The 24,128-nt window shown below is 34.8% G+C and carries 20 protein-coding genes; 8 read left to right on the top strand and 12 right to left on the bottom strand.

Going from position 1 to position 24,128, the window contains the following annotated elements:
• Positions 1 to 212: 212 nt before the first annotated feature.
• The 4 genes from ACODST_RS12395 to ACODST_RS12380 form a co-directional block, all read right to left on the bottom strand.
• The gene (locus ACODST_RS12395) at positions 213 to 950 is read right to left on the bottom strand and encodes a DUF1223 domain-containing protein (RefSeq protein WP_488932420.1); all 738 of its coding nucleotides are present in this window, start codon (positions 948 to 950) and stop codon (positions 213 to 215) included.
• Between the two features lie 98 nt (positions 951 to 1,048).
• A complete protein-coding gene (locus tag ACODST_RS12390; RefSeq protein WP_488932419.1) occupies positions 1,049 to 1,456 on the bottom strand; it encodes an organic hydroperoxide resistance protein in 408 nt (135 codons plus the stop codon).
• Between the two features lie 112 nt (positions 1,457 to 1,568).
• Complete coding sequence (locus ACODST_RS12385; protein ID WP_488932418.1) at positions 1,569 to 2,555, bottom strand: alpha/beta fold hydrolase; 987 nt, start codon at positions 2,553 to 2,555, stop codon at positions 1,569 to 1,571.
• 374 nt (positions 2,556 to 2,929) lie between these two features.
• A complete protein-coding gene (locus ACODST_RS12380; RefSeq protein ID WP_488932417.1) occupies positions 2,930 to 3,343 on the bottom strand; it encodes a cupin domain-containing protein in 414 nt (137 codons plus the stop codon).
• Between the two features lie 461 nt (positions 3,344 to 3,804).
• On the opposite strand from ACODST_RS12380, the gene ACODST_RS12375 reads away from it, so the two are divergent.
• Entirely contained in the window at positions 3,805 to 4,038 is a 234-nt protein-coding gene (locus ACODST_RS12375; RefSeq protein ID WP_488932416.1) for a hypothetical protein, read from the top strand.
• A 612-nt stretch (positions 4,039 to 4,650) separates the two neighbouring features.
• Here the strand turns inward: ACODST_RS12375 and ACODST_RS12370 are convergent.
• Both ACODST_RS12370 and ACODST_RS12365 read right to left on the bottom strand, forming a co-directional pair.
• Positions 4,651 to 6,978 (bottom strand): TIR domain-containing protein, encoded by a 2,328-nt coding sequence (locus ACODST_RS12370; protein WP_488932415.1) that lies wholly within the window; start codon positions 6,976 to 6,978, stop codon positions 4,651 to 4,653.
• A gap of 308 nt (positions 6,979 to 7,286) precedes the next feature.
• Positions 7,287 to 8,723 (bottom strand): hypothetical protein, encoded by a 1,437-nt coding sequence (locus ACODST_RS12365; RefSeq protein WP_488932414.1) that lies wholly within the window; start codon positions 8,721 to 8,723, stop codon positions 7,287 to 7,289.
• A 553-nt stretch (positions 8,724 to 9,276) separates the two neighbouring features.
• On the opposite strand from ACODST_RS12365, the gene ACODST_RS12360 reads away from it, so the two are divergent.
• Together ACODST_RS12360 and ACODST_RS12355 are read left to right on the top strand one after the other, a co-directional pair.
• Positions 9,277 to 9,693 carry an OsmC family protein gene (locus tag ACODST_RS12360; protein WP_488932413.1) on the top strand — a complete coding sequence of 139 codons (417 nt, stop codon included), beginning with the start codon at positions 9,277 to 9,279 and terminating at the stop codon, positions 9,691 to 9,693.
• 127 nt (positions 9,694 to 9,820) lie between these two features.
• Entirely contained in the window at positions 9,821 to 10,588 is a 768-nt protein-coding gene (locus ACODST_RS12355) for an alpha/beta hydrolase (RefSeq protein WP_488932412.1), read from the top strand.
• Positions 10,589 to 10,953: 365 nt separating this feature from the next.
• On the opposite strand, the gene ACODST_RS12350 is transcribed toward ACODST_RS12355, so the two are convergent.
• The 5 genes from ACODST_RS12350 to ACODST_RS12330 form a co-directional block, all read right to left on the bottom strand.
• Positions 10,954 to 11,922 carry a hydrogen peroxide-inducible genes activator gene (locus ACODST_RS12350; RefSeq protein ID WP_488932411.1) on the bottom strand — a complete coding sequence of 323 codons (969 nt, stop codon included), beginning with the start codon at positions 11,920 to 11,922 and terminating at the stop codon, positions 10,954 to 10,956.
• Between the two features lie 373 nt (positions 11,923 to 12,295).
• Entirely contained in the window at positions 12,296 to 13,021 is a 726-nt protein-coding gene (locus tag ACODST_RS12345) for a siderophore-interacting protein (protein WP_488932410.1), read from the bottom strand.
• Positions 13,022 to 13,101: 80 nt separating this feature from the next.
• Complete coding sequence (locus ACODST_RS12340) at positions 13,102 to 13,950, bottom strand: helix-turn-helix domain-containing protein (protein WP_488932409.1); 849 nt, start codon at positions 13,948 to 13,950, stop codon at positions 13,102 to 13,104.
• 16 nt (positions 13,951 to 13,966) lie between these two features.
• A complete protein-coding gene (locus tag ACODST_RS12335) occupies positions 13,967 to 14,452 on the bottom strand; it encodes a MarR family winged helix-turn-helix transcriptional regulator (protein ID WP_488932408.1) in 486 nt (161 codons plus the stop codon).
• Between the two features lie 2 nt (positions 14,453 to 14,454).
• Positions 14,455 to 14,946: a GNAT family N-acetyltransferase gene (locus ACODST_RS12330; RefSeq protein ID WP_488932407.1), complete on the bottom strand. Its 492-nt coding sequence runs from the start codon at positions 14,944 to 14,946 to the stop codon at positions 14,455 to 14,457.
• Between the two features lie 340 nt (positions 14,947 to 15,286).
• Between ACODST_RS12330 and ACODST_RS12325 the strand changes: the two genes are divergently transcribed.
• On the top strand, positions 15,287 to 15,769 hold the full coding sequence (locus tag ACODST_RS12325) for a GNAT family N-acetyltransferase (protein WP_488932406.1): 483 nt from the start codon (positions 15,287 to 15,289) through the stop codon (positions 15,767 to 15,769).
• Between the two features lie 122 nt (positions 15,770 to 15,891).
• Here ACODST_RS12325 and ACODST_RS12320 read toward each other — a convergent pair whose 3' ends face one another.
• Positions 15,892 to 18,123, bottom strand: a complete 2,232-nt coding sequence (locus ACODST_RS12320; protein WP_488932405.1) for a DUF6055 domain-containing protein — start codon at positions 18,121 to 18,123, stop codon at positions 15,892 to 15,894.
• Between the two features lie 626 nt (positions 18,124 to 18,749).
• On the opposite strand from ACODST_RS12320, the gene ACODST_RS12315 reads away from it, so the two are divergent.
• From ACODST_RS12315 to ACODST_RS12300, 4 genes are all read left to right on the top strand, one after another.
• Complete coding sequence (locus ACODST_RS12315) at positions 18,750 to 19,613, top strand: DMT family transporter (RefSeq protein ID WP_488932404.1); 864 nt, start codon at positions 18,750 to 18,752, stop codon at positions 19,611 to 19,613.
• A gap of 431 nt (positions 19,614 to 20,044) precedes the next feature.
• Positions 20,045 to 22,489, top strand: a complete 2,445-nt coding sequence (locus ACODST_RS12310) for a TonB-dependent siderophore receptor (protein ID WP_488932403.1) — start codon at positions 20,045 to 20,047, stop codon at positions 22,487 to 22,489.
• Positions 22,490 to 22,530: 41 nt separating this feature from the next.
• Positions 22,531 to 23,640: a PepSY-associated TM helix domain-containing protein gene (locus ACODST_RS12305; protein WP_488932402.1), complete on the top strand. Its 1,110-nt coding sequence runs from the start codon at positions 22,531 to 22,533 to the stop codon at positions 23,638 to 23,640.
• A 223-nt stretch (positions 23,641 to 23,863) separates the two neighbouring features.
• Complete coding sequence (locus tag ACODST_RS12300; RefSeq protein WP_488932401.1) at positions 23,864 to 24,106, top strand: hypothetical protein; 243 nt, start codon at positions 23,864 to 23,866, stop codon at positions 24,104 to 24,106.
• Positions 24,107 to 24,128: the final 22 nt, after the last annotated feature.

Below are 24,128 nucleotides of genomic sequence, written 5' to 3'. Positions count from 1 at the left end.
ACTTTATGCTAAAAGACGTTTCACTTGTTTTAACAAACATAGCCTGCTGTTCTTTCTCTCGCAGATTTGGCAGATCTTACAGTTTTTTTCATCTGCTAAATCTCCAAAATCTGCGAGAGAATATTTTTTACACAAACAGCTATGTGTTAAATCTTGATTTTTTTATACTCTTTTATCGCACTTGAACCTATGTTTCTATGTGTTTAAATCAATCAAACCCGCTTAACTCCCAAAATAGCCCCTGACTTCATATCCTGAATAAATCCGATAATTTCAAAATCCTGTGCGTTATAGTTTTTAGGAAGAGGAACCAAAGCTGTTCCTTTTTTAACTTTGTTTAAATCTACCGATTGCAGATTACGAACGATTTGATAATGCGATAAAACCCGGTTGGCATTCTCCCCTCTTCTAACATTGCTTTTGGCTTCCTTCTGAACAAGAGCAAGCAGTAAACGACTGTTTTTTGAAGCGCCTTCCACATTATAATTTACAGAAAGCGTATTAGCAGTCTGACTCGTTTCTAAACTTAAACCAGCCGAAACAGGTTTAGAAAGCGCCGATTTAATTCCGTTTCGTAAACTCGTTTCCTGAGAACCGATATAATCAATTTTTCCGTTGATGATTACCTGCGGCGTATAGATTGGATCTTTCTCCATGTATTTTGCGTAATCGTACTGCCTTTTAGTATAATCCGGATTACTGAAAATATCTTTCCAGCCTTGTTTGTCCCAATAATCAACATGATACGAGAGTACATATACATTTTTATCTTTTAATTCATTTTGAATTTTCCCCAGCAGTTCATCCGCCGGAGGACAGCTCGAACAGCCCTCTGAAGTATATAATTCCAAAAGGGCAAAACCTTTTTTATCTGTGTTCTGACTGAAAATACCATTTCCAACTAAAAGAAACAGCGTTAAAAAAACAGTTAATAATTTTATCTTTTTCATGATTTCTATTTGTTAAACCCAACAGGTTTTAAAAACCTGTCGGGTTTGTTAAAAGTTAAGTTTCGCATCAACTCCTAACATTTAACTTATAACTTCCCTTAAAGAATATTAATTTCAACGTTTATATTTCCTCTTGTCATTTTAGAATAAGGACAAGTCATATGCGCCTGAGAAGCTAGTTTTTCAGCAGTTTCCAAATCCAGCCCCGGAAGACTGATATTTAATCGTGCCTGAAGAAAATATTCACCCTCTTCGACACACAAATCTACTTCGGCATCTACAGCAGTTTCAGCCGGAAGTCTCACACCGAATTTAGCAGCAGCAAGCCCTAAAGCCCCAATAAAACAAGCCGACCAGCCCGCAGCAAACAACTGCTCTGGATTTGTCCCCGGACGTGACGATCCCGGCGCACTTAATTTGATATTCAACTGTTCGTCCGAACTTTGAGAAACTCCTTCTCTACCACCCGTGGTGTGTGTTTTTCCTGTATATAATACTGTTTTCATGTTTTAAAATTTTAAATTGTTGATTTTAGATTATTTTAATTGATATTGAATTCTGACATTGTAATTGCCATTGAATTTTGGAATTTGGGATTTGGGATTTGGGATTTGAAATTTATTTAGAAACATCAATAATTGCCTGCGCAAATGCTTTTGGATCTTCCTGTGGTACATTGTGTCCGATACCTTTTAAGATTCGGTGTTCGTATTTACCTGTAAATTTGCTGGCATAGACTTTTCCGTCTGCAAAAGCTCCGTCAAAATCACTTCCTATGGTAATCGTCGGCACTTTAATTTCCGGTTTTGCGGCCAGACGTTTTTCCAGATTATCGTATTTTGCTTCTCCGGCTTCCAGAGATTGTCTCCATCTGTAATTGTGAATTACGATGGCCGCATGATCCGGATTCTCAAAAGACTGAGCGGTTTGGTCATAAGTCGCTTTATCGAAATTCCATAGCGGCGAAGCAATCTGCCAGATTTGTTTATTGAATTCGTAGGTATTCTGGCTGTAGCCCAGTTTTCCTCTTTCGGTAGCAAAATAATACTGGTACCACCAGCCTAGTTCTGCTTTTGGAGGCAGTGGTTTCAAATTGGCTTCCAGATTGACTACCAGATAACCGCTTACCGAAACCAGACCTTTTACACGTTCCGGCCAGAGTGCCGCCATAACAACCGCTGTTCTTGCTCCCCAGTCAAAACCGCCAATTACGGCTTTGTTGATTTTTAAAGCATCCATAAAAGCAATAATATCACTTGCCAGAGCAGCCTGCTGTCCGTTTCTGAAAGTATCTTTAGAAAGGAAAGTGGTCGTTCCAAAACCTCTTAAATAAGGCGTAAAAACATGATAGCCTTTTGAAACCAAAACCGGCACCACTTCGTTATAGCTGTGAATATCGTAAGGCCAGCCGTGAAGCAGAATCACCGGAGTTCCGTTTGATGGTCCGGCCTCGGTATACCCTACGCTTAATAATCCCGCATTAATTTGTTTTAAAGTCCCTAGTGAACTGTTTACTTCAATTGTTTTTTGTTGTGAAGTCTGTGCATGAGTAAAAGAAGCATTCATAAAAAGAATAGCGATTAGAATATTGGATATTGTTTTCATAATTATTGTGTAAGATGTAAAATGTGATTTGTGAGATGTTGTTTAACCGCAAAGGGCGCTAAGGTTTACGCAATGTTCGCTAAGTTTTTTCACAACGGTTTGCGTTTAGTTATTTTTCGCCACAGATTAAAGGATTAAAAAAGATTAAAATCTGTGGAAATCATTTTAATCTGTCGCTAACCCAATCAACAAACACGAAGCTTTGCGATCTTTGCGTTTTTTAACAGCAGCTAAGAGAAAAAACCTTGCGTTCTTTGCGGTAAAAATCAACACGAAGCTTTGCGGCCTTTGCGTTTTTTAACAGTAACTAAGAGAAAAAACCTTGCGTACTTTGCGGTAAAAAATCAACACGAAGCTTTGCGGTTCAATAATATTTAGTTTTTCATTACAAGTATCGGTTTTCCTTTTTCTACGATATAAGTCGCCAGTTCAGAGGCTTTTGTATTCGTATTATTTTGAGCTGAGTGAACGACTCCGGCCGGAATAAAAAGAACTTCTCCGGCTTTTAGGGTAACCTTGCCCTGGCCTTCGACTTCGTATTCCAGAGAACCTTCGAGTACATAAATGATTTCTTCTCCGGGATGCGAATGTTTTCCAAAAGCCGAATGCCCGTCAAAATCGATTCTGGCCTGAACGGTTTCCCTGCCCGGAATACTCAGATCGTGTTTTTGTAAATCGGTGCGTTTAATTCCGTTTTGGGCTGCGATCTGGTTTGGGATCAAAAAGGCGATAATGCCTAAAATAATAATCACGATAATCACCCATGTTTTTTGTTTTTTAGTTTCCATAACTTTTGATTTAAATTATTCTGCTGTTGTTAATTTCTGTGTCAAAAGTATTTCGACAACCCTTCTTACGAAATCAGAAAATAGCCGAAACGGACAGATCAATGGGTGAAGTGGACAGGGCTTTTGGTGTAGTTTTTAATGAGGAGCTGTTTCCCGCTATCCGCTATATCTTTTCATCCGCAGAAAAGCGGATAAAAAGGATACCGCTCCTATCGGGGCTAGGGCACTCCTTTTCAAAAGGAAGTTTTCAGGAGATTAGTATTTAAGAATTATATTACTTTTTAATTATAAAACCAACAAGTTTTTTGATATATTTGCAGTCCTAAAAGTTAAGATATGAATTCAGAAAAAAAGTTTGCCCGTGTATTATGGTGGCGGTATTGGAAACAACCGCAACGCGTTTCTTAACTGCGTAGGACACCTAAGCTATGCGGGTTTTATATTTCCTAAAAGTTAAGATTATGAGTACCAAAACCCTTTCCAAAGAAGCCGAAACCCGGCTGATGACTTTCTTTACCCAAACCGTTTCCCCGGAACAAATTGCCAAAGCCATCCGGCAGGTTAATTTTGTTCTCGCTCTGGGTTTAATACGCGAAAACGAAACCCTTCACGAAGAAATCACCAAACTGGAAAACAGCTTTTACTGGCTCAATGAACTGGCTGAGATTTTAAATCCTTATTTGGATTTGGAGTAAATTTTATTGCATTTTATTCTAAAAACCCTTGATCGTTTGATTGAGGGTTTTGTTTTTAAATATTTTCTTACATGTTTTCACTAAATATTCAATACATTAGCAAACATTTATACCCGGAAATGAAAATTTAGAAATGATTTTCATGACCAAAGAACTTACTTTATGAATACCGGAGAAATACTTATATATCAAAATCAGGAAGGCAATATTAAAATTGACGTACGGCTTGAAGAGGAAACAGTTTGGCTGAGTCAGGCGCAACTTTGCGATCTTTTTTGGAAAATCTAAAGCTACTGTTAGTGAACATATTAAAAATATTTTTGAGGAAGGCGAATTAAAGGAGGATTCAGTTGTTCGGAAATCACGAACAACTGCATCAGACGGCAAAACTATGAGAACAGTTTATTAAATCTAAAGTTGCCAAATTTGGAGACAGCTTCTATTGGCTCTATGAACTAGCCGAAATTTAAGATCCTTATCTAAATTGGACTAATAAGGTTTATTTTTTTATTAAAACCCTCAATCTTGCAGAAAGATTGAGGGTTTTTTGATCTGATAAATATACATTAAAATTTTATTCTACTAATTAGAATTGATCATAAAATCAATATTCTATTCATCATCAATTTCGTCTATTCCATTAATTGAATTTAATTCCTCATAAGCATTTTCCAATCCTTTCTTCTTATAAATTTCCAAAAGCGATTTTTTTGGATAATTTTTGTTTTGATTCAAATCTATAGCTTCTAACAAAATTTCGTTAGCTTTTTCAAAATTATTTTCAATATAAAAAGCAAATTCACCTTTCATGCATCGTAAAATATCCTCTGATTTTATATCAGGGCTAGATTCAGTAGCATTCATTAATTTTTGAAGTGTATTAACAATAGAATCTGTAAAAGGTACTTGCCTTCTTATAAGACTTGTAAAATAAGATTGTATATGATAAATATTTGTTTGCCTCTTTTCAAAATTTTGACGAGCTAGCTCAAGTGCTTCTTGATATTTACCTTGAGACAAATAAATATTTACAATTTCTCTTTTTGTTCTAGAATGTTCAGGGTAAACTTTTAATGCTTCTTCAAAATATTCCAAAGCTTTTCCTTTATTACCTTTATGTCTATGATAAAAACCTAACAAGAAATAGTAATCAAGATTATAATTATCATTTTTAAAATACTGAATATGTTCAAAAAATTTGTCATTTTTAGTTCTTGCATAGGCCAGTGTAAGTCTATATTCCGTTTCCCAAATAATTTGTGAATCATAATTTTGATTTTCTAACAATTCATTACAAATTCTTATAACGTAATCATAATTCCCCTTATCATATTGTTTTATTACATTTTGAATAATTAAAGATGGAACAAAATATTTTTTGGGAATTGAAATTTCATCCTCAAGCATTTTTTGTAACGTAATCATAAATTGAGAATAATCATCGATAATAATATTGTCTAAGTCTTCTTTTAAAAGTTCTCTAGTTATATTATTTAGCTTCACCTTATATTCTACTTCTAATTTAATTTTAGAACGGTTGATGTAATCTGATAAAGTTGGATTAAGTTTAACATATTCATAACCCCCAAAAACAAAATTAAAAAGTGACAAATCATACAATTTTTGTAATGCTTCAGAAGTCCTTTCATTATCACCAAACACTCTATTAATTAATTCAATACTAAAAATTTCATTTGTTGAAAGCAATATCGTTAACTGATAAGCGGTAGGAGTAGTATTCAAATGATTTAATATTGTATAACTAAACTGATCGGAATACTCCATAATATCCTTAACATTTTTTTTTGCTTCATATAAATTTATCTCTATCAAGTTTATTGCGTAAATAATTTGTGATGGTATACCATTAAGATTTTTAATAAAAAACTCTTTATCCTCTCTACTAATATTCTCAAGTTGATAAATCTTTAGAAGTCGTTGAAAAAGATTTTTAGTTTCCGGTTTTGATAATTCTGGAATTCTATAAACTAAAGATTTTTTTTCTTTTTTCAGAACTATCTCATTTGGTCTATATTTTGAAATAATACAAAATGCCAAATTATTATTAAAATATTCATGATTTACAATTTTTTTAAACCATTCAACAATAATATTATTTGGTAAAATAATGCCTCCTTCATCAATTATAAAGATAAGTTCTTTGTAATCCATAAATTGCTTTACTAAATCTATAGCAATATTGATTTTATCATCAAGGCTCATAGTTGAAAAATCATAAGCAATTATTGCTTCATTCTTATCAATAGCATTTAATTTATAAATAAAATTCTCAAGACTTTCTTTTGAATCAATTGTAATTGAAGTGGGGGTATCAAGATATTCTATAAAATCATATTTACGAAGAGCATTTTTTAGAAATGTTCTTCTTCCTATCCCTTCAAAGTAATTATAAGCTATAATATACGTAGGCGTCCAATTATCTAAATTATTTATATCATCTTCAAATTTTTGCATCTCTGCATTTCTACCTACAAAATTTTGCTCTATTTCTTGGTTAAATTTATTTCTTTTAAAATTAACTTCTTTTAAAGCTTGGCGTATTTTATTAAGTATAATAACCTCATTTTCAATAAATTTTAAATTATAAGGCTTTGCAATCCAATCAGGAATACGTGGATCAGAGTATTTAATGGTAGGATCAATAATAATTGGAATTATTCTATCTATTACATCTGAGCTAATATGTTTTTTTGCTCTATTTATCTCCTTTTTTACCCATGGAGAATCTAAAGAAGCATTAGATACAAATAACACAAAGATATCTGAGGTATCTAATTCATTAAAAATTTGTTCTAAAGTTTTAGTACCTGGCTCAAATGAAATTTCATCTAAAACTGAATTTTTATTCCCTAATTGCGTTGCTACTTTTCTTACAATTCCCTTATCTTTACTACTATGAGATAAAAAAGCTTTTGCCATATTTTTACTATTTTATATTTTTTTTAAATGCATATTGATTCAATTTTTTAATAAGTATTTTTCAACTTCACTTTTAATTAACTGTGAACTGATAAAAAAGGGCTTTTTGTCAAGATTAATTAGAATCACTTGGTCTCTATAAGTATAACTCCCTTTAAAAATTCCAATAGTAGTTTTTACCTGAAATTCTCCAATATTATTAGTGCAAGTAAGATATCCTTCTTCATTTTTTAGAAAAACTTGAAGCTTCTCTATAAGTTTTTCAAATGATTTGTTGTAATTTACGGAAAATTTGGGCATAATATTTATTAGTCTATATCTAGAGTTTCTTCAATTATTTCTCCCAAGGTATTATCAACCTTACTCGTCTGTTCTTTCAAAATTTTTTTTGATTTGTTATCTAATATTTTTGCAATTTTAGATAATCCTGGGATTTTTTCCAACTTCTCTACAGCATTAGACAAACTAGCACTCTTTTCTAAGGCATCCATTAATGGATGATCAGATTTATTATAATCAGAAATTAGTTTACCTGGATTTTCTGAACTCACACTTAAAATATTATAAAGTAGTTTTACTCTTAGATCATTCGATACATCTTCATCATCAATAGAATTAATTTGATGTGATAAGCCTTCAAAAGTTTTACTCAATACTTCTTTGTGTGTATATTCTTCTATTAATCTTTTTGACAGATTTAACTTTTTATTTGATGAATAAGCAATCCATAAAACAGGAACATACAAAGGAATTATTGCAAGTACAAATCTTGGACTATACTCAATAACATCAATTAGAGTTTTACCTTCAAAAATAAAGAAAATACTCAAAACAAAAGGAATAAAAGAAACAAGCATTAAACCTAAAGCTGCTGTTTTGAATGTACTAGAAAATTTCTCACTATCTTCTATTTCACTTTTTCTTTTTTCAGAATATGCATATGACAAACCCGTAGTCAATGCATTTGGAAGCAATTTATTAATTTTGTCTAAAACAGAATCATAATCAGTATCCCATTTATTCTCTTTCTTTAAATAGTCAGCTTCTTTTTCTTCTATAAAGTTTTTATAATTATTTAAAGTTTCTCTTCTTATATTAATAACATCTTTTTCTAGATTTGACAAATCCTCTTCTAAAGTTTCATAAGTACTTTGAATTTGATCTTTTAATCCCTCAACTCTATTTTCTTCTTCAACACCTTCTTCGTTAGTTTCTTTCTCTGTATAGCCAAAAAGCTCTCTATAAAAATTATCGATTTCTTTTTTTCTCGACTGAATAGATTTTTGTATAGTTTCAATTTTAGCATATATTTCATCCCCACTTTCGAAATGTTCTTCTAATGTTTCAAGTTTCTCAATAAGTGAATCGTTATTCTCAAAATTTTCTTCTAATGTAGCTATCGTATCCTCTATCTTTTTTGAACGAGTTTCTAAATCAACTATAAATTTGTCAATTTTATTAAAACTGCTCTCTGACTTAGTTTCAATTGATTTAATATTAGTTAAAGAAAGTTTTACTTCTTTCAACTTCTCAGCGGAAATTTCCGCATTCTGAACTGCTAAATCTCTTGCATCATTACTTTTATTTCTAAACTCAGAAGCCTTTCTAGAAGATTGCTTAGCATCTTTTTCAAAATCGGAAGTTTTTTTATCTATCTCCTTTTCTAATTGTGTCAGCCTTTCCCAAAGTTTAAACCTTTCTTCATTTAGATAATTTAAACTATTGGCAATATTAGTTTTATCCATGTATATTACTTTTAAATGAGAATCTCGCTGACAAAGTAAATCTCTAATGATCTATTTCATTATGAAAAACTCTACCCATATAGAAAATAATTCTTTTATCCAAAAATAGAAATTTGAAGATCTAAATAAATACGTAAATATACCTGATTAATAATTTCTCTTCATTATAAATAACATAAGAAAAACTTATATAATAAAAGACAGTATCTAATAACCCCTCTTCTTAAAATCATAATTCGCCAATCCTTTGAATTGTTTCCATGGATGTAATATTTAAACTCAAGATTAGTCTTTTTACCTTATAATCTTAAAAACAAATAACAATAATCTGTTTAACATCTAATTATGGAAAACCATAATCAAAAGAAATATATCCAATAGAAAACAACCGATTAATCTCTGAACCTCTTTAAAACCAACAATTATAATTTATTTTTATAACTATTAAAAATTATTAATTTGACTAATAAACACCTTCCCTATACCTTTGTCTCATCAAAATCAAAGAAATGATTTGAGCATCTTAAAAAATAACTTTAAAAAATTAGCAATCATGAAATTTACAAGAAGAGCAAACGCAAACTGGAAAGGTACAGGAATGGAAGGAAAAGGAACCATTAGTACACAAAGCACTACTTTAGATAATGCACAATTGTCTTTTAAAACCCGTTTTGAGCAAGGTGTTGGAACCAATCCTGAGGAATTAATCGCAGCGGCACATTCCGGCTGTTTTACCATGCAGTTAAGCTTTTTATTGTCGGAATCTGGTTTTATTCCAGAAGATTTAGACACAACGGCTAAAGTAACTTTTGAAGACGGAACAATTACTTTAATTCAGTTAGAACTGACCGGAAAAGTTCCCGGAATCTTAACAGAAGAATTTGAAAAAACCGCTCAAAAAGCAAAGGAAATTTGTCCTATTTCTAAGTTGTTAAATACTGAAATTACTTTGGCGATAACGCTGAATTAAATTCCAAATCTCAAATTCCAAATTCCAAATCTTTGTGGAAAATTGGAATTTGGAATTTTCAAAATTGGAATTTCAACATTAGGACCACCAAAACAACACAACAATCTAAAATTTAAAATTTACTATTATGAAAACAATTAAAAACTATATAGCATTCATAGCAATAATCTTTAGTCTATTAAGTACATCAGTTCAGGTAAACGCACAAACTGCCCCTCAAATTAAAAACGTTGTATTGGTACACGGTGCCTTTGCAGACGGTTCGGGGTGGAAAGGTTTATACCAGATCCTGACCAAAAAAGGGTATAATGTAACCATTGTTCAAAATCCGTTAAGCTCTTTAGAAGATGATGTAAAAGCAACTAATCTGGCACTTGACAAACAGGACGGACCAACTATTTTGGTGGGGCATTCCTGGGGAGGAACTGTAATTACCGAAGCGGGAAATCACCCAAAAGTAGCGGCTTTGGTTTATGTAGCGGCTTTACAGCCTGACAGTGGTGAAAACTCTGTACAATGGCTGCAAACTGCGCCTCCTGCTCCTGAAAACGGTGTACTGCCTCCTGATGATAAAGGAATTGCGTATTATGACAAAGCTAAATTCCATGCTGGTTTTGCAGGCGATTTAAGCAAAGAAGATGCCGATTTTATGTTTGCTTCGCAAGGGGCTTTCCACGCTCAGGGTTTTGGAACTCCAATTACTAAAGCAGCCTGGAGAACTAAACCTTCTTACGGAATTGTAGCGACTGAAGATAAAAGCATTGTTCCGAGTATTCAGCACGCGATGTACAAACGTTCGAATACCAAAATCACGGAAATAAAAGGAAGCCACGTAGTGTTTATTTCACAGCCAGCCAAAGTAGCTAATGTGATTATTGAAGCTTCTAAGAAATAAATTCCAATATCTAAAACTGCTTCGCCTGTTCGCTATCGCTCGGGTCCAAATTCCAATGAATTGGGAGTAATTTCAAATAAAAATTCCAAATTCCAAGTCTTTACTGAGTTGGGATTTGGAATTTTTGCTGCGTTTTATGGGATTTCTCTATTCTCGAAATGACAAAACTGGATGTCATTCTTTTTTGAATAGATCGACAAAAAATAAATTCCAATGAATTGGGAGAAATTTCAAAATAAAAATTCCAAATTCCAAGTCTTTACTGAGTTGGAATTTGGATTTTTTGCTGCGTTTTATGTGATTTCTCTTTCCTGAAAATGATCTAAAATGCGAATTTGGAATTTGGAATTTTTAGTATTAGAATTTTAACTCTTACTAATAGCTTTAATAAAATAAGGCGAATCGTTCCAGCGGATTTTTCGGTAGGCGAAATCTTTTTTGAGGGATTCTGGCAGGCAGTTCCAGATGGCTTCGTTCATTTTTTCGAGCAATAATTTCTTAGAGAAAGAATCGGAAACTACGAGGCTGATTTCTCTTACGGGAACGGGTTCTTTAAAAGGTTTAAAAAGTTCTGATTTTGCTTCGTTTAAAATAGAAAGCTGCGGAATGATCGCAAAACCTAAATGCGCCCTCACGAGATTTTTTAACGTTTCTATAGAATTGATATCGTAGGTAAACTGCTCTTTTATTTTGTCGGATGTTTTTAGTCCGCAGATATCGAGCAATTGTGCATTGTAACAATATTCATGATGCAGCAGTAATAATTCGGTTTTATCCCCGGGCTGAAGTTCGTAAAACTCTTCCTTTGCCATTGGATGTGATTCGTTCAAATACGCTACAAAAGGCTCTTTAAAAACAACATGTTCCATCAAATTTGGATTTCCTGTTGGTGTTGCCATAATCGCTGCATCGATAGCTCCGGTTTCCAGATCTCTCATCAAATGTCCGGTATACCCTTCTTTTATAATAAAATGTACTTTTGGAGCCGCCTCTTTCATAGCTTTGATAAACAGCGGAATCAAATAAGGCGATAAAGTCGAAATAATGCCCAGTTTCAGTTCTCCTTCCAGAAGATTTTTTTCGTTGATTACAAAATCACGAATTTCGTCGGCTTCACGAAGAATCTTTTTGGCTTTGTTGATGATTTCAATTCCTAAAACGGTTGGCGTTAACGGAACTTTATTTCGATCAAAAATCTTGATTCCGATTTCTTCTTCCAGATTTTTTAACTGAATGGTAAGTCCGGGCTGCGTCACCATACAGACTTCTGCCGCTCTGGCAAAATGGCGTTCTTCGTCTAAGGCTACAATATATTTTAACTGCTGAAGGGTCATAAATGGAATTTCTGAGACGCTAATTTACTAAGATGCTTCCTTTTTTTCTTATTTACAGCTGGTTTCTTTTGTAGGATTTAAAAAAAATTACGTACTTTAATAACCGCTGACAGTCCGTGTTTTGTGGCTTTTTTAGACATTTAAACATTCTTTGTTGATAAATATTTAAACTTTTTCGCTTTTTCTAAAACCAAATTGTAGCTTTTATCGTATGTTTATAAAATGAAATTTAAGAATGGAGTAAATTCAAATGGTAATTGTTTTTGGAGCATATTGGATTTATCATTCTTAAAGTATCATTGTTCCACATTATTAAAAAAAAAAGCGGTCTTTACAGATCGCTTTTCTTTTAAGTTTTATGGTTTCAAAAGTCTTACAAACCCACTTTTCCTTCTGCCCAGTACGGCTGGGTATGAATGTTTTTGTTTGAAACACCTTTTTCCCTGAGTGCTTTTCGAAACGCCTGAATCGATTTGGCATTTCCCATCAAATAAAAATAACCTTCTTTCCAGAGTTTCCAGATTTCGGCATCAAGGTTCTGAAGTGATTTTATGGCCGCCTCCGCTTTGTTGACTGATTTAGGTACAATGTCTACTTCCAATCCAAGCTTTTTGGGAATAGCTGCCGAAAGTTCGTCGAGTTCTAAAATGCCCAGATAATTATTTTCGGTTCGGTTAATTTCGTCTTTCATGCTTTTAAAAACACTGATGCAGGTTTCGTCGCCAAAAAAGAAATGGTACTTTGATTCTTTATTAAAAATCTTAAATCCTCTGGGCATTCCTGCCATAATGGAATCGTCGATTTTCAGGTTATTGATAAATTCGCTTCCGGGTCCGTTGTGATGGATATGAAAAATAATTTCGAATGTTCCGTTTTCACTGTCCCATTTACTGGGCGTATAATTGCGGTAATTGGTATCGTCGATGCGAAATACAACGGCCTGCCCGAGTTTAAATTTGATGTGCGGGAAAGTGCCTTTAAAATTGATTATTTTAATAGAAGGACTCGGTGTTTCTATGGTGGTAACGTTTACTCTGCAGATTTTGTCCTTAAACGCCATTTCCATAAAATCGCCAATGACTTTGGGTATAGAGCTCATAATTTTCAGATTTAAAATTCGTTTCAAAATTGAAAATAAAAGCCTGAAAAGACATTGCAGAATACAGGGCAATGATTGGACTATTCACGGAATTTCCTGCGGAAGACCAGCGGGGTCTGCCCGGTTATTTTTCTAAACAAACGTGAAAAATAAGTATGATCCTGAAACCCGAGCATAAAAGCAATTTCTTTTACTTCACTGTTGGTATAATACAACAAACGCTGCGCTTCGATCACCATGGCATTCTGCAGCCAGTACGTAACTGATTTCCCGGAAACAGCACTGACACAGTCATTTAAATGAGAAGTCGTTATGTTTAATTTTTTGGCAAAATAAGACGGGCTTTCGAGAAAAGTACGGTCGGAAATAAGCTTTTTAAAATTGGCATAAATCACAGCCGACTGTTTTTTGAATTCCTGCACAGAAGGTTTTGCTTCTGAATAAATATGGGCAAAATGATAAATGAGAGCATTAAATAGTCCGTTGATAATCTGTGTCTTGTTTGGATTTTTTCCTGAAAATGAACGCTGCAGTAAATCAAGTGTATCCAAAAGTTCCTGCTTATAAACCGGGTTAATAGTATTAAGCTGTTCTGAAATTTTTAAACTCTGAAAAACTTCCATACAATGATTCGGGATCAGAAACGGCGCAATCCCAATGTAATATCCGGCAGCGTCCGGCGTGCCATCCTGCCCGTGATGGATCTGAAGTGGTTTAATCATCAATACATTGACGGCATTTACTTCAATATCGACCATATCACATTTAAGGGATGCCTGTCCCTGTGTCAATACAAAAAATATAAAAAAGTCATCACGGTGTGCTTCTAATTTATATTCAAAATCAGCAAAATCATCAGCAGTATGATAGGCGATAAAAATACCTCCTACAGCTTCGGGACTTTGATTGTATATAGGAATGTTTTTCAAGGTCAACAATTAGGGATTACTTCTCTTCTTCGCTCTTTAACTGTAAAGCACGCTGTAAAAAACTCTGGTGCATGATTTTATTTTCGGCTTCATCAATTGCCTGGAGCAGGTTGTTCTGATTGTCGGCAATATCGCTCAGGGCCTGTTTCATTAAATCCCAGACCGGTTTCATTTGTTCGATTAACTCCTGCCCTTTTGCCGTAAGCTGAATGAGCCTTTTACGTTCGTCGATTTTATCTTTTTTAGAACGAATCAGTTTTTGTTTTTCCAGTTCTTTAAGCAGGCTTATGGTTGAAGGATGGGTATATCCAATTTCATTAGCGATTTCAACCACGCTTAAAACATCTTTATGATATAAGGTATAAATTACCGGAAACCATTTAGGTTCAAAATCGATTCCGTAGGACTTATAAAACAACGCACCGTCTTTACGCAATTGTTCGCTTAACCGCTGTAAGCGTGTCGAAATGGCCAATATTCCTGATTCGTCTATAATATTCATCTTTATTTTTTTAAAGTTAAATGACAGAATACATTATCCGGTGCCATTAAAGGAAATCCTTCGGGAAGTGTTTCTTTCGGAATTCGCACAAAATCATTCTTTTCATAAAAACGCAAAGCCGCTTCAAGTATCGAAATGGTTCCCAAATATAAATCATCGATTCCGTTTTCTCTGCAATAAGCTGTTAAAGTCTCTAATAATTTTTGAGCGATTGCAAATTCTTTTCCCCTGAATTCCTTTTTTACAAACATTTTTCTTATGGCTGCCGCTTTATCAGCAAATTTTACGAGGGCAATGGTTCCTACTAATTCGTCATTGATAAAAGCGCCCCAGAATCCGCCGCCGTCTGCATAATAAAAATTCGGGATATTGAATAAATCCGGCTGGTCTTCGATGGTTATCGGTACATTAAATTCTTTCTGCTGAATGTTTAATACCAAATCTACAATGGCATTTGAGTATTGGTTTTCGATAGGTTTAATTACAGGTTTCATATGTTTTGAAAATTTACTTTACAAAACTACGTAGTTAAATACATAAACAAAAACATTTCTTTAATTTTATGATTTCTTTTGCTATTTTTGAGATTAATCTGCCACGAAGGCACAAAGGCGCTAAGTTGATTATTAAAGCAGTATGCCGCGAAGGCACAAAGGCGCTAAGTGTTTATTGTAAAGTAAAATACCGAAAAGGCACAAGGCGTTAAATTTTATTTTATAAAATTTCAGTAGTAATTAAGCTATAAGCTGTAAACTTAATTTTTTAAATTCGTCTTAAAAAAAACTTTGTGCCTTAGCGCCTTCGCGGCAAAAAAAATCTTATCACTGGAAAATTATGAATTTTAGAAATGCTCAGACAGAGGACTTAGCTGTTATTAATGAAATAGAAAACGCCTGTTTTCCGCCCAATGAAGCGGCCGGTTTAGAACGTTTATCCAGTCGGTTGAATGGATTTCCGCAGCATTTCTGGCTGTTGGAAGACGAAGGGAAAATTTTAGGATTTATAAACGGAATGGTCACACAGCATAAAAGGCTGATTGACGAAATGTTTAACAATCCGGAACTACATAATGAAACAGAAAAATGGCAGGCGGTTTTTGGTCTTGCCGTTTCACCGGAATATCAAAAAAACGGTTATGCCGCAAAACTGATTCAGCATTTAATTGTAAAAGCCAAAGAGCAAAACAGAGCGGGAATTACACTTACCTGCAAAGACTATCTGGTTGCTTATTATCAAAAATTTGGTTTTGAAGATTTTGGCATTTCAGCTTCGGTTCATGGCGGCGAAGTCTGGCATGATATGGTTTTGAGTTTTTAGGCAGCAGATTCTGATTCTCCGCTCAGGTTTAACCTTTTAGTTTTAAAAAAAACCGGAAAGCAAAAAGCCCTGTCGAACCTAACCTTTCGACAGGGCCAAAAAAAATAAAAACTAAAAACTCATTATTGTTTGATAAACGATTTGTTTACCACGGTATTTCCCGTCTGAATGCGAAGCAGATAAATTCCGGGTGTTAATTTACTGCTGTTATATTCTATCTCAATTCGTCCGGATTCATAGTTTTGATTTGTAAGAACTTCTACTGTTCGTCCGTTGGTATCAAATACGGTAATGGTTATTTTCTCCGGCTGCTGTTGGGTAAACGATATGTTCAGGTTTCCAATAGCAGGATTTGGGAAAACACTTAATCCGTATTCTTCTTCTAAAATTGATTTAGCCGTACTTAAAGTTGGATTTGTACAGGTTGGCGTAACGCTAAATGCCATAGAAGCGGCAGAGAAATTAGTAAAACTGCTGTTGATATCGATATTGGAGGCATCACCGGCACCTTTTCCGTCACATTCTGTTCTTCCGTTTCTCCAGTACGGGAACTGCAGGTATACTCCGGCAGTAGAACAGCTTCCTATTTCGGCATCACCGCCTACAATAACTGAACCTCCAAAGTTTCCGGCAAAAAGCATGGCATTTCCTTTTATATTGGCAGAATTGCTTACAGATCCGCCTTCCATCCAGCCGTTTCCTTCTACAATAGCATTTCCTGATAAAGTAACATTATACACACAGGCATTGTCCCTTACAATGGCATTACCGCTTATGTTTCCGCCTTCTACCATGGCATAACCATCTATACGGGCACTGCCTGAAATAGTTCCGCTTCTTACAATTGCGTAAGGTCCTACGTATACTGTCGAAGCTACATTAGCACTGTTGGAAACCCATCCGCCTCCGTTAGTATGAATACGTCCGTTGGTTTTAAGAAATTTTCTAAAATCAGCAGCAGGTTGAAATCCTTCGGGATTGGCATTGGCAATTTTTAATTCATACGGATATCTCCTTTGTTTAGGATAACCTTCATCCATATTATAATTTACATGTACTTTAGGAGCCGCAAATACCACCAGATACATATTGGCTTCAGTCGCCGTATCGAGTGCAAAGGAAACTTCGCCGTCTGAATTGTACATAGGGCTGTAACGTGAAATAGTTCCATCTGTTTTAGTCGTCACAAAACCATATCGCCATCCGGCCTGCGTTGGGTTTACTTCTGAATGCCCTTTAAATTTTACAGTGACCTTTTTCTGTGTTCCCGAACAGGTTGGATACAACGGAATCACATTCATTCCGTAATCCTGCGGCGCCCAGTCATTGTTGGTGTAATACTGATCTGTGGTTCCGGTCACTTTGGTTAAAAGTGTAAAACGTCTGCTGGTATAACGGGGCATTCTCGTTTCGATCTGTTTGTATACTTCTCTTATTTTTTTACCAAAATTACTGGTCGTATTAATTTGCGAAGTCCATTGAATAGGATAATCAAACGCTGGCTGTCTTTGGGCATATCCCCATAAATAATCGTTAAGCTGTTCCTGATTAAAAGCTTTTAAACGCTTAATAGTTTCCAGCGGATGTTCCTGATTTTTAGATTCGGCCCACATTCGGCGTGTAAAATCAAAACCGTCTTTTTCCTGTACATAATACATCAGGTGAAAATTGGTATAATGATGTCGGTTAGACGACCACATAAAATGGCGGGTCTGAATCCATCTGGTTAAAGTTCCGTCGATCTCAGCCCATTGCGGATACGCCTGTGCCCTCATAAAATTGGCATGTCCTTCAAAAAACGGACCGGCCCAGTCATACCCTGCAAAAGCAGTACCGTTACCCGGATTTTCCTGTATGCGCATCATCATCTGCAGAGTATGGGCAAACTCGTGCGAGAGTGCACCTCCGTCGCGGGTAGCTTCCGGATGTACAAACATCGCCCCTATTACATTGCTGTAGGAACTGGCATGGGCAAACGCCTGCAGTCTCGTATCGGTAGAATTCCAGGTATTCATGACCATTATGATAATTTTATACTTGCCCACATTGGTAGTGGGTGCATTGCTGACAAACTTAAGATCGGTTACAAAACGCTTAAAGCTGTGTTCCAGAGTATCGGCAACTGATTTTGGCGTAAACCGCAGTGCTGCTTCTGAATAGGCAGCGGGATTAGTTCCCACCTTATCGCCCCAATACAGTACAAAGTTTGTCGACTCGTATTTTCTGGAATCAGATATTCTGCCGTAAAATTCATTGTTGGGATTACTCCATTCTGTAGGTATAAAAAGTGTTTTCTGCCCCATTGCAAAAAAGCTGCAAAGAAAAAGGGCGGCGTGTAGTAAAAGTGTTTTCATATAGTGTTTGATTTGAGGATTTCTAATATGCAACAGGCAATTTCTTTTTCAGGACAGCTTCCATAATTTTCAGTCATAAGTCCTTCGAAAAAAATCATATTCCCTTCACTTTTTTAAAAACGATTTGTTTGTTTTTTTTTTACGAATATATGTACAAATTTAATATTAACAAACAATAAAATCGATGAAATACATATTTAATCGATAAAATACACTTCGAGCCCAATAAAAACGTATAAACAACACTTATTATTTTTTTGATTTTTTTAAATTCTAATATCATTTTTATCTTAAAAACAGATCAAAATACTACCTTATAAAAGCTGTTTTAACTGTGACAAAATGTTAAAAACGCACTTAATTTGTTACAAAAAACAACACATGCGATTTATCTTTCCAAAATACTGTTAACGCATTTGTACTACAGCATGATTTTAGATACTTTTGGGCAAATTCCAAAAATCATGAGCCAAAAAGGTTGTCTTCCTCCTCCTTGATTATAAATTAATCATCCGGACTTTAAACTTTACACTGTTTCGAATACTATTTCGAAATGATACGTGTGCTTATAAGTCAGTTTTCAAATTAATTTATAATCCGGTCTTTTCAGACCTTTAGACAATCTTATGAAAAAATCATATATACTATTACACATTGCTGTAGTACTGGCCGGCTTTACCGGTATTTTTGGTAAACTTATTTCGTTAAACGAAGGCCTTTTGGTCTGGTACAGGGTTTTCTTCTCTGCCCTGATATTATTTATAATCCTAAAACTATTTAAAGTTCCTAAGGACATTTCGCTGAGAGAAAAATTCAATATTGGCAAAGTGGGGATTTTGATTACCATACACTGGATTTTCTTTTATGCCAGTATCAAATATTCCAACATTTCGGTAGGCGTTGTTTGTTATTGTTTAACGAGCTTGTTTACGGCTTTGTTTGCCCCTTTGATCAACCGAAAGAAATTTAATATAACCGAATTAGTACTAAGTGCCCTGACTCTGGCCGGAATTGCATTAATTTTTCATTTTGATTCCTCCTATCAGCTGGGCATTATACTGGGTGTAATTTCATCTGCATTTGCGGCTCTTTATACTATATTTAATGAACGTCTGGTTACTACTTACGACAGCAGACTGATTAATTATTACCAAATGGCAGGCGGTACTTTAGGTTTAGGACTGCTGCTTCCGTTTTATCTGTTTATTTTTCCGGTCGAAACGATTGTGCCAGGACTCAAAGATGTCTTCTATCTTATTATTCTGGCTGCCTTTTGTACGGTTGGTCTGTATGTTTTATTTGCTGAATCTTTAAAAAGAATTTCGGCTTTTACGGTTAACCTGACTTTTAATCTGGAACCTGTTTATGCTATTGTAATGGCATTTTTGTTTTTTAATGAAAGTAAAGAGGTCAATATTTATTTCTATATCGGTCTGCTCTTTGTCATCGCATCCGTAATATCCCAAACTGTGATTTCGGTTAAAAAATAAACTTCAACATGCCCCTCTCCATTTTGACGAAGGGCATTATTTTCTTACATTTTTATCTTTTCTTAAACAAAACTACTTACTTTGAGGTAAGTAGTTTTTTTTATTTCAAAATCTATTTACAGCTCGTTTCTTTAAAGCATTTTACTTTCTTCTTCGATGCACTAAAAAATAACAAAAGACCTAACTACACTATCAAAACCAAAACAAACAACTAATAAACAGTTATTTACAATTTCAGAAAAAATTAAAAATGACTTGTTAATGACTTTGATTGTAACAGCTGCTGCAGCCCATGTTTTTATTTTATATCTTCCCGTTTCTTTCCCTGTATGCTGCCGAAATCATTAGAAAAGACAATCGTTAAAAAACGTTATTTGTATTTAATCTAAATAGACTATAGATTTGCAGCCTAAATCAAATTAATCGCCCTCATGAAATTTACTTATTTATTTTTGCTGCTTGCCTTTTTTAATTTTGGACAGGCGCAAAATGCTAAAATTACCGGAAAGATCGTTTCCGAAAACAAAGAAGCCGTCTCGTATGCTTCTGTCTCTGTAAAAAGTCTAAAAAAGAACACCACAACTGATGACAAGGGAAATTTTGAAATCAGTAATCTGACTCCGGGAAGCTATACCGTTTACTTCTCAGCTATGGGTTTTACAGCCCAGGAAAAAACAGTTGAACTTCATGAAAATGAAAATCTGGAGCTTTCTGTTGTTCTTCAGGAAAATATTAACACACTTCAGACGGTAGAAATAACCGGAAGAAAAGAAAAGTCCTATAAAAACACTAAATCTTTTATTGGCGCTAAAACAGAAATTGCATTAAAAGACCTTCCGCAGGCCGTTTCGTATGCTACCAAAGAATTAATTGCCGATCAGGGCGCTATTCGTGTAGGCGAAGTCGTAAAAAACTTCAGTGGTGTAAGTCAGTTTACTTTTTACGATGATATTTCGATAAGAGGATTCCGAATCAACGGAGGAAGCAATACACAGCTGTTAAACGGAATGAGAACTTCTACAGGATTCTGGAAACAGCCTCTTGCAAACTATTTAGAGCGTGTGGAGGTTTTAAAAGGACCTTCTTCGGCTTTGTTTGGCAATGCTTCTCCGGGAGGGGTATTAAACCGTGTTACCAAAAAACCGTTAGATCAGGCCGCTAACAGCGTGAGTTTTTCTACCGGAAGTTTCAATACATTAAGAGCTCTGGCCGATTTTACAGGGCCTTTGACCGAAGACAAATCGTTATTATACCGTTTGAATTTAGGATACGAAAATGCGAATTCTTTCAGGGATTTACAGTTTGACAAAAATATTGTTATTGCTCCTTCTCTGTCCTTTCTTCCTAATGACAAAACCTCTGTTAACTTTGACCTGATTTATACGGGTTCAAAAAGCATCTTAGACCGCGGTCAGTCTACTTATGAAGACAATTTATACTCGACCAAAACTTCTAACTCCCTAAACTCTACAAACGATTATTTAAATGAAGAAACCTATATTGTGACTACTTCATTAAACCATCAGTTTACAGATCGTTTGTCCTTCTCTGCTTCTTATATTCGTACAGGTTATACAGAAGATCTTCTGGAACACAGGGGAGCCAACAAATATGCCGTTACCGGAGACGGAACTACCATACCTACCGCTGTTGAAATGCAGGTTTTTATGCGTAAACGTAAGCGTTATATTGATAATCTTTCTGCTTTTTTTAAATACGAAGCCAAAACAGGTGCTCTAGACCACAATTTAATTGCAGGTTATGATTATGCACAGGAGCAGGTTCCGGCCGGTGGTTCGCAGTTACAGGCAACCGGTTACCGAAATGCTGCCAATACGGGATCTATAGCCACTTATAACCCAAACAATAAAACCGCTTATTTGTTAGATTCAAAAGGAAATCCGGTACCCAACGTTGCCCATTTTGATCTGACAAATCCATCCGCATCACAGCAGTTAAAGGATATGAGCAAGTATTTTTATACGGCCCGTCCATTTGATCCGACTTATTATTCTCTGTACGGAATTTACCTTCAGGACCATATTAAATTTGGAGCTTTTCAGGCTTTAATCGGAATTCGTTATGATGAATATACAGATAAGGAAAACTACAAAAAAGCTACTGAAAACAAAGTAAAACAACATTCTGTTTTACCACGTTTCGGACTAACCTATACGCTTAATCCGAACATTAATTTATATGGTACTTACGTAAAAGGATATAATCCGCAGACGGCTTCTTCTTTGTCTAACCCAAATGCAGGAGGTCCTTTTGATCCTTTAGAAAGCAACATGATTGAATTTGGAGGTAAATCTTCCTGGTTTAAAGAAAGACTTTTTGTAACCGTAGCAGTATTTAAAATTCAGCAGAAAAATACTTTATACCCGGCTAATGATACTACAAATCCGGACTTAATGAGGGCTATTGGTAAAGAAGAATCGAAAGGAATTGAAATTGATGTAAACGGAAATATTACCCGTAACTGGAGTGTTTCTGCAGCTTATACCTACAATGAAGCGGCTATTACCGAAAGTCCTGTGGATACTGAAATTGACAGACAAAAACCGAATACACCGAAACAGCAGGGAAATATCTGGACCCGTTACAATTTTACAGATGGTGCTTTAAAAGATTTTGGTCTTGCCTTTGGAAGCAATTTCGCAACTGTACGAACTTTAAGCCAGACTACAACACAAACCATTCCGGGTTATACCTTGTTTAATGCAGCGTTGTATTACAATATCAATAAATTTAAAATTCAGTTAAATGCCAATAATATAACCAACAAAACCTATTGGGTTGGCGGATATGACTTCATACGTCTGTTTCCGGGTGCACCATCCAACTGGCTGTTAACTTTAGGATATTCATTTTAAAAATGCTTTATCATATTTGAAATTCTTATGGTATTCTATTTATGAATAAAACATTCAAAAAAAATATTGGCTTCTTACACCTTTGGCTCGGACTTGCGTCCGGGCTGATTGTTTTTATTGCTGCCCTTACCGGAAGTATATTGGTTTTTGAAGAAGAAATTGACGAATTTATAAATCCGGAGTTTTATAAGGTTACCGAAACCGGAACTCAAAAAATGACGGTAGATCTGTTTATCAAAGATATTCAGCAGCAATATGCTGTCACACAATTTGACCGAATCCAGACTTTTGAAGATCCCGAAAGAACCGTAATTATAACCGGAACAGATGCTGCTAAAAATGACATGCTCTTTTCTGTTGATCCCTACACCGGAAAAATATTGGGTGCCGTTCCTGAAAAAAGCAGGTTCTTCTCTGTTGTTTTAGATTTGCACCGACATCTTATTTTAGGTGAAACCGGTAAATTTATTACAGGCTGCAGCTGTCTGATTTTTGTTTTTATGCTTATTTCGGGCCTTATTTTATGGTGGCCGAAAAAAATAAAAAACCTCAAACAAAGACTTACCATAAAATGGAAGGCTTCCTTTAAAAGAGTCAATTGGGATTTTCATTCTGTTTTAGGTTTTTACAGTTTCGTGTTTCTTCTCATCATTTCACTTACGGGTTTAACCTGGTCTTTTAAATGGTTTGAAAGTGGTATTTATCTTCTGGCGGATGGCACCACAGAAAAACCTTCTGCTAAAGTCGAAAATCCGGCTAAAACAGATCTTAAGTCAGACAGAACCTGTTTTTATCAAAAGATATTTTCAAAAACCGACAGTATTTTTAAGTATAAAGGCGATACCCAGATCCGGATACCCTCTGATACGATTAACAGTATTATGGCCATTAAACTGAATACAGAAAAATCGATTCCGAATATTTCAGGCATCGCCTATTTTGATAAATATACCGGAGCCGTTTTAAAAACAAGACCTTATGAAAAATTAAGCAGCGGAGACAAAATAAGACGACTGATTTATCCGATACATACGGGAAGTATTTACGGTTATCCAACCAAAATACTGGCGTTTTTAGTCTGTCTTTTCGCCGTGACACTGCCCGTTAGCGGTTTGTTAATCTGGCTGGGACGAAAAAAAAGTAAAAAATAATTACACACAGCAACAATCATAAACAAATGTATTTCAAAAAGTTAAGTATACATGTGAACAAATTTTGATAAAAAATCATAAATATCAGGTTTTAATCTAAAACTGAATGGCAGATTTAATCGTATGTATAAAAAATTTTCAAGACTGAATCTACAGGTATTTCACCTTTATATTCACTTGGGTAAACCATTATTCTTTCAGTTAAATTTAAAAGTATTCAAACGTGGATAAAGTAAACATTCAAAGATTACAAAAAACTTTAGCGTACCTGGAAAGCAAACAAAGGGAACTTAAAAGACAAAAAGATCATGATACCAGAAGTGTCGAATCGATGATTAAATACCTGAAAAAAGATATGCATGACGAATTCAGTCTTAGTAATTACGATGTATACATTGCTGATGAAATGAAAAATACAGAAATCTTTATTAAAAGTGTCCATCATATTATTGAGGAGCTTTCTTAGCCTCCCCTCTCTCCTAAAAACT

Source organism: Flavobacterium sp. FG19 (assembly GCF_057809475.1).
The sequence above is the reverse complement of the archived record's forward strand: the minus strand, read 5'-3'. Positions and strand labels throughout refer to the sequence as shown.

Bases quoted from the DNA above. Each gene is read 5' to 3' on its own strand.
- ACODST_RS12325 (WP_488932406.1), top strand. From the start codon at position 15,287: ATGAATTTTAGAAATGCTCAGACAGAGGACTTAGCTGTTATTAATGAA.
- ACODST_RS12320 (WP_488932405.1), bottom strand. From the start codon at position 18,123: ATGAAAACACTTTTACTACACGCCGCCCTTTTTCTTTGCAGCTTTTTT.
- ACODST_RS12370 (WP_488932415.1), bottom strand. From the start codon at position 6,978: ATGGCAAAAGCTTTTTTATCTCATAGTAGTAAAGATAAGGGAATTGTA.
- ACODST_RS12385 (WP_488932418.1), bottom strand. From the start codon at position 2,555: ATGAAAACAATATCCAATATTCTAATCGCTATTCTTTTTATGAATGCT.
- ACODST_RS12335 (WP_488932408.1), bottom strand. From the start codon at position 14,452: ATGAATATTATAGACGAATCAGGAATATTGGCCATTTCGACACGCTTA.
- ACODST_RS12310 (WP_488932403.1), top strand. From the start codon at position 20,045: ATGAAATTTACTTATTTATTTTTGCTGCTTGCCTTTTTTAATTTTGGA.
- ACODST_RS12315 (WP_488932404.1), top strand. From the start codon at position 18,750: ATGAAAAAATCATATATACTATTACACATTGCTGTAGTACTGGCCGGC.
- ACODST_RS12380 (WP_488932417.1), bottom strand. From the start codon at position 3,343: ATGGAAACTAAAAAACAAAAAACATGGGTGATTATCGTGATTATTATT.
- ACODST_RS12345 (WP_488932410.1), bottom strand. From the start codon at position 13,021: ATGAGCTCTATACCCAAAGTCATTGGCGATTTTATGGAAATGGCGTTT.
- ACODST_RS12360 (WP_488932413.1), top strand. From the start codon at position 9,277: ATGAAATTTACAAGAAGAGCAAACGCAAACTGGAAAGGTACAGGAATG.
- ACODST_RS12350 (WP_488932411.1), bottom strand. From the start codon at position 11,922: ATGACCCTTCAGCAGTTAAAATATATTGTAGCCTTAGACGAAGAACGC.
- ACODST_RS12330 (WP_488932407.1), bottom strand. From the start codon at position 14,946: ATGAAACCTGTAATTAAACCTATCGAAAACCAATACTCAAATGCCATT.
- ACODST_RS12365 (WP_488932414.1), bottom strand. From the start codon at position 8,723: ATGGATAAAACTAATATTGCCAATAGTTTAAATTATCTAAATGAAGAA.
- ACODST_RS12395 (WP_488932420.1), bottom strand. From the start codon at position 950: ATGAAAAAGATAAAATTATTAACTGTTTTTTTAACGCTGTTTCTTTTA.
- ACODST_RS12305 (WP_488932402.1), top strand. From the start codon at position 22,531: ATGAATAAAACATTCAAAAAAAATATTGGCTTCTTACACCTTTGGCTC.
- ACODST_RS12375 (WP_488932416.1), top strand. From the start codon at position 3,805: ATGAGTACCAAAACCCTTTCCAAAGAAGCCGAAACCCGGCTGATGACT.
- ACODST_RS12390 (WP_488932419.1), bottom strand. From the start codon at position 1,456: ATGAAAACAGTATTATATACAGGAAAAACACACACCACGGGTGGTAGA.
- ACODST_RS12355 (WP_488932412.1), top strand. From the start codon at position 9,821: ATGAAAACAATTAAAAACTATATAGCATTCATAGCAATAATCTTTAGT.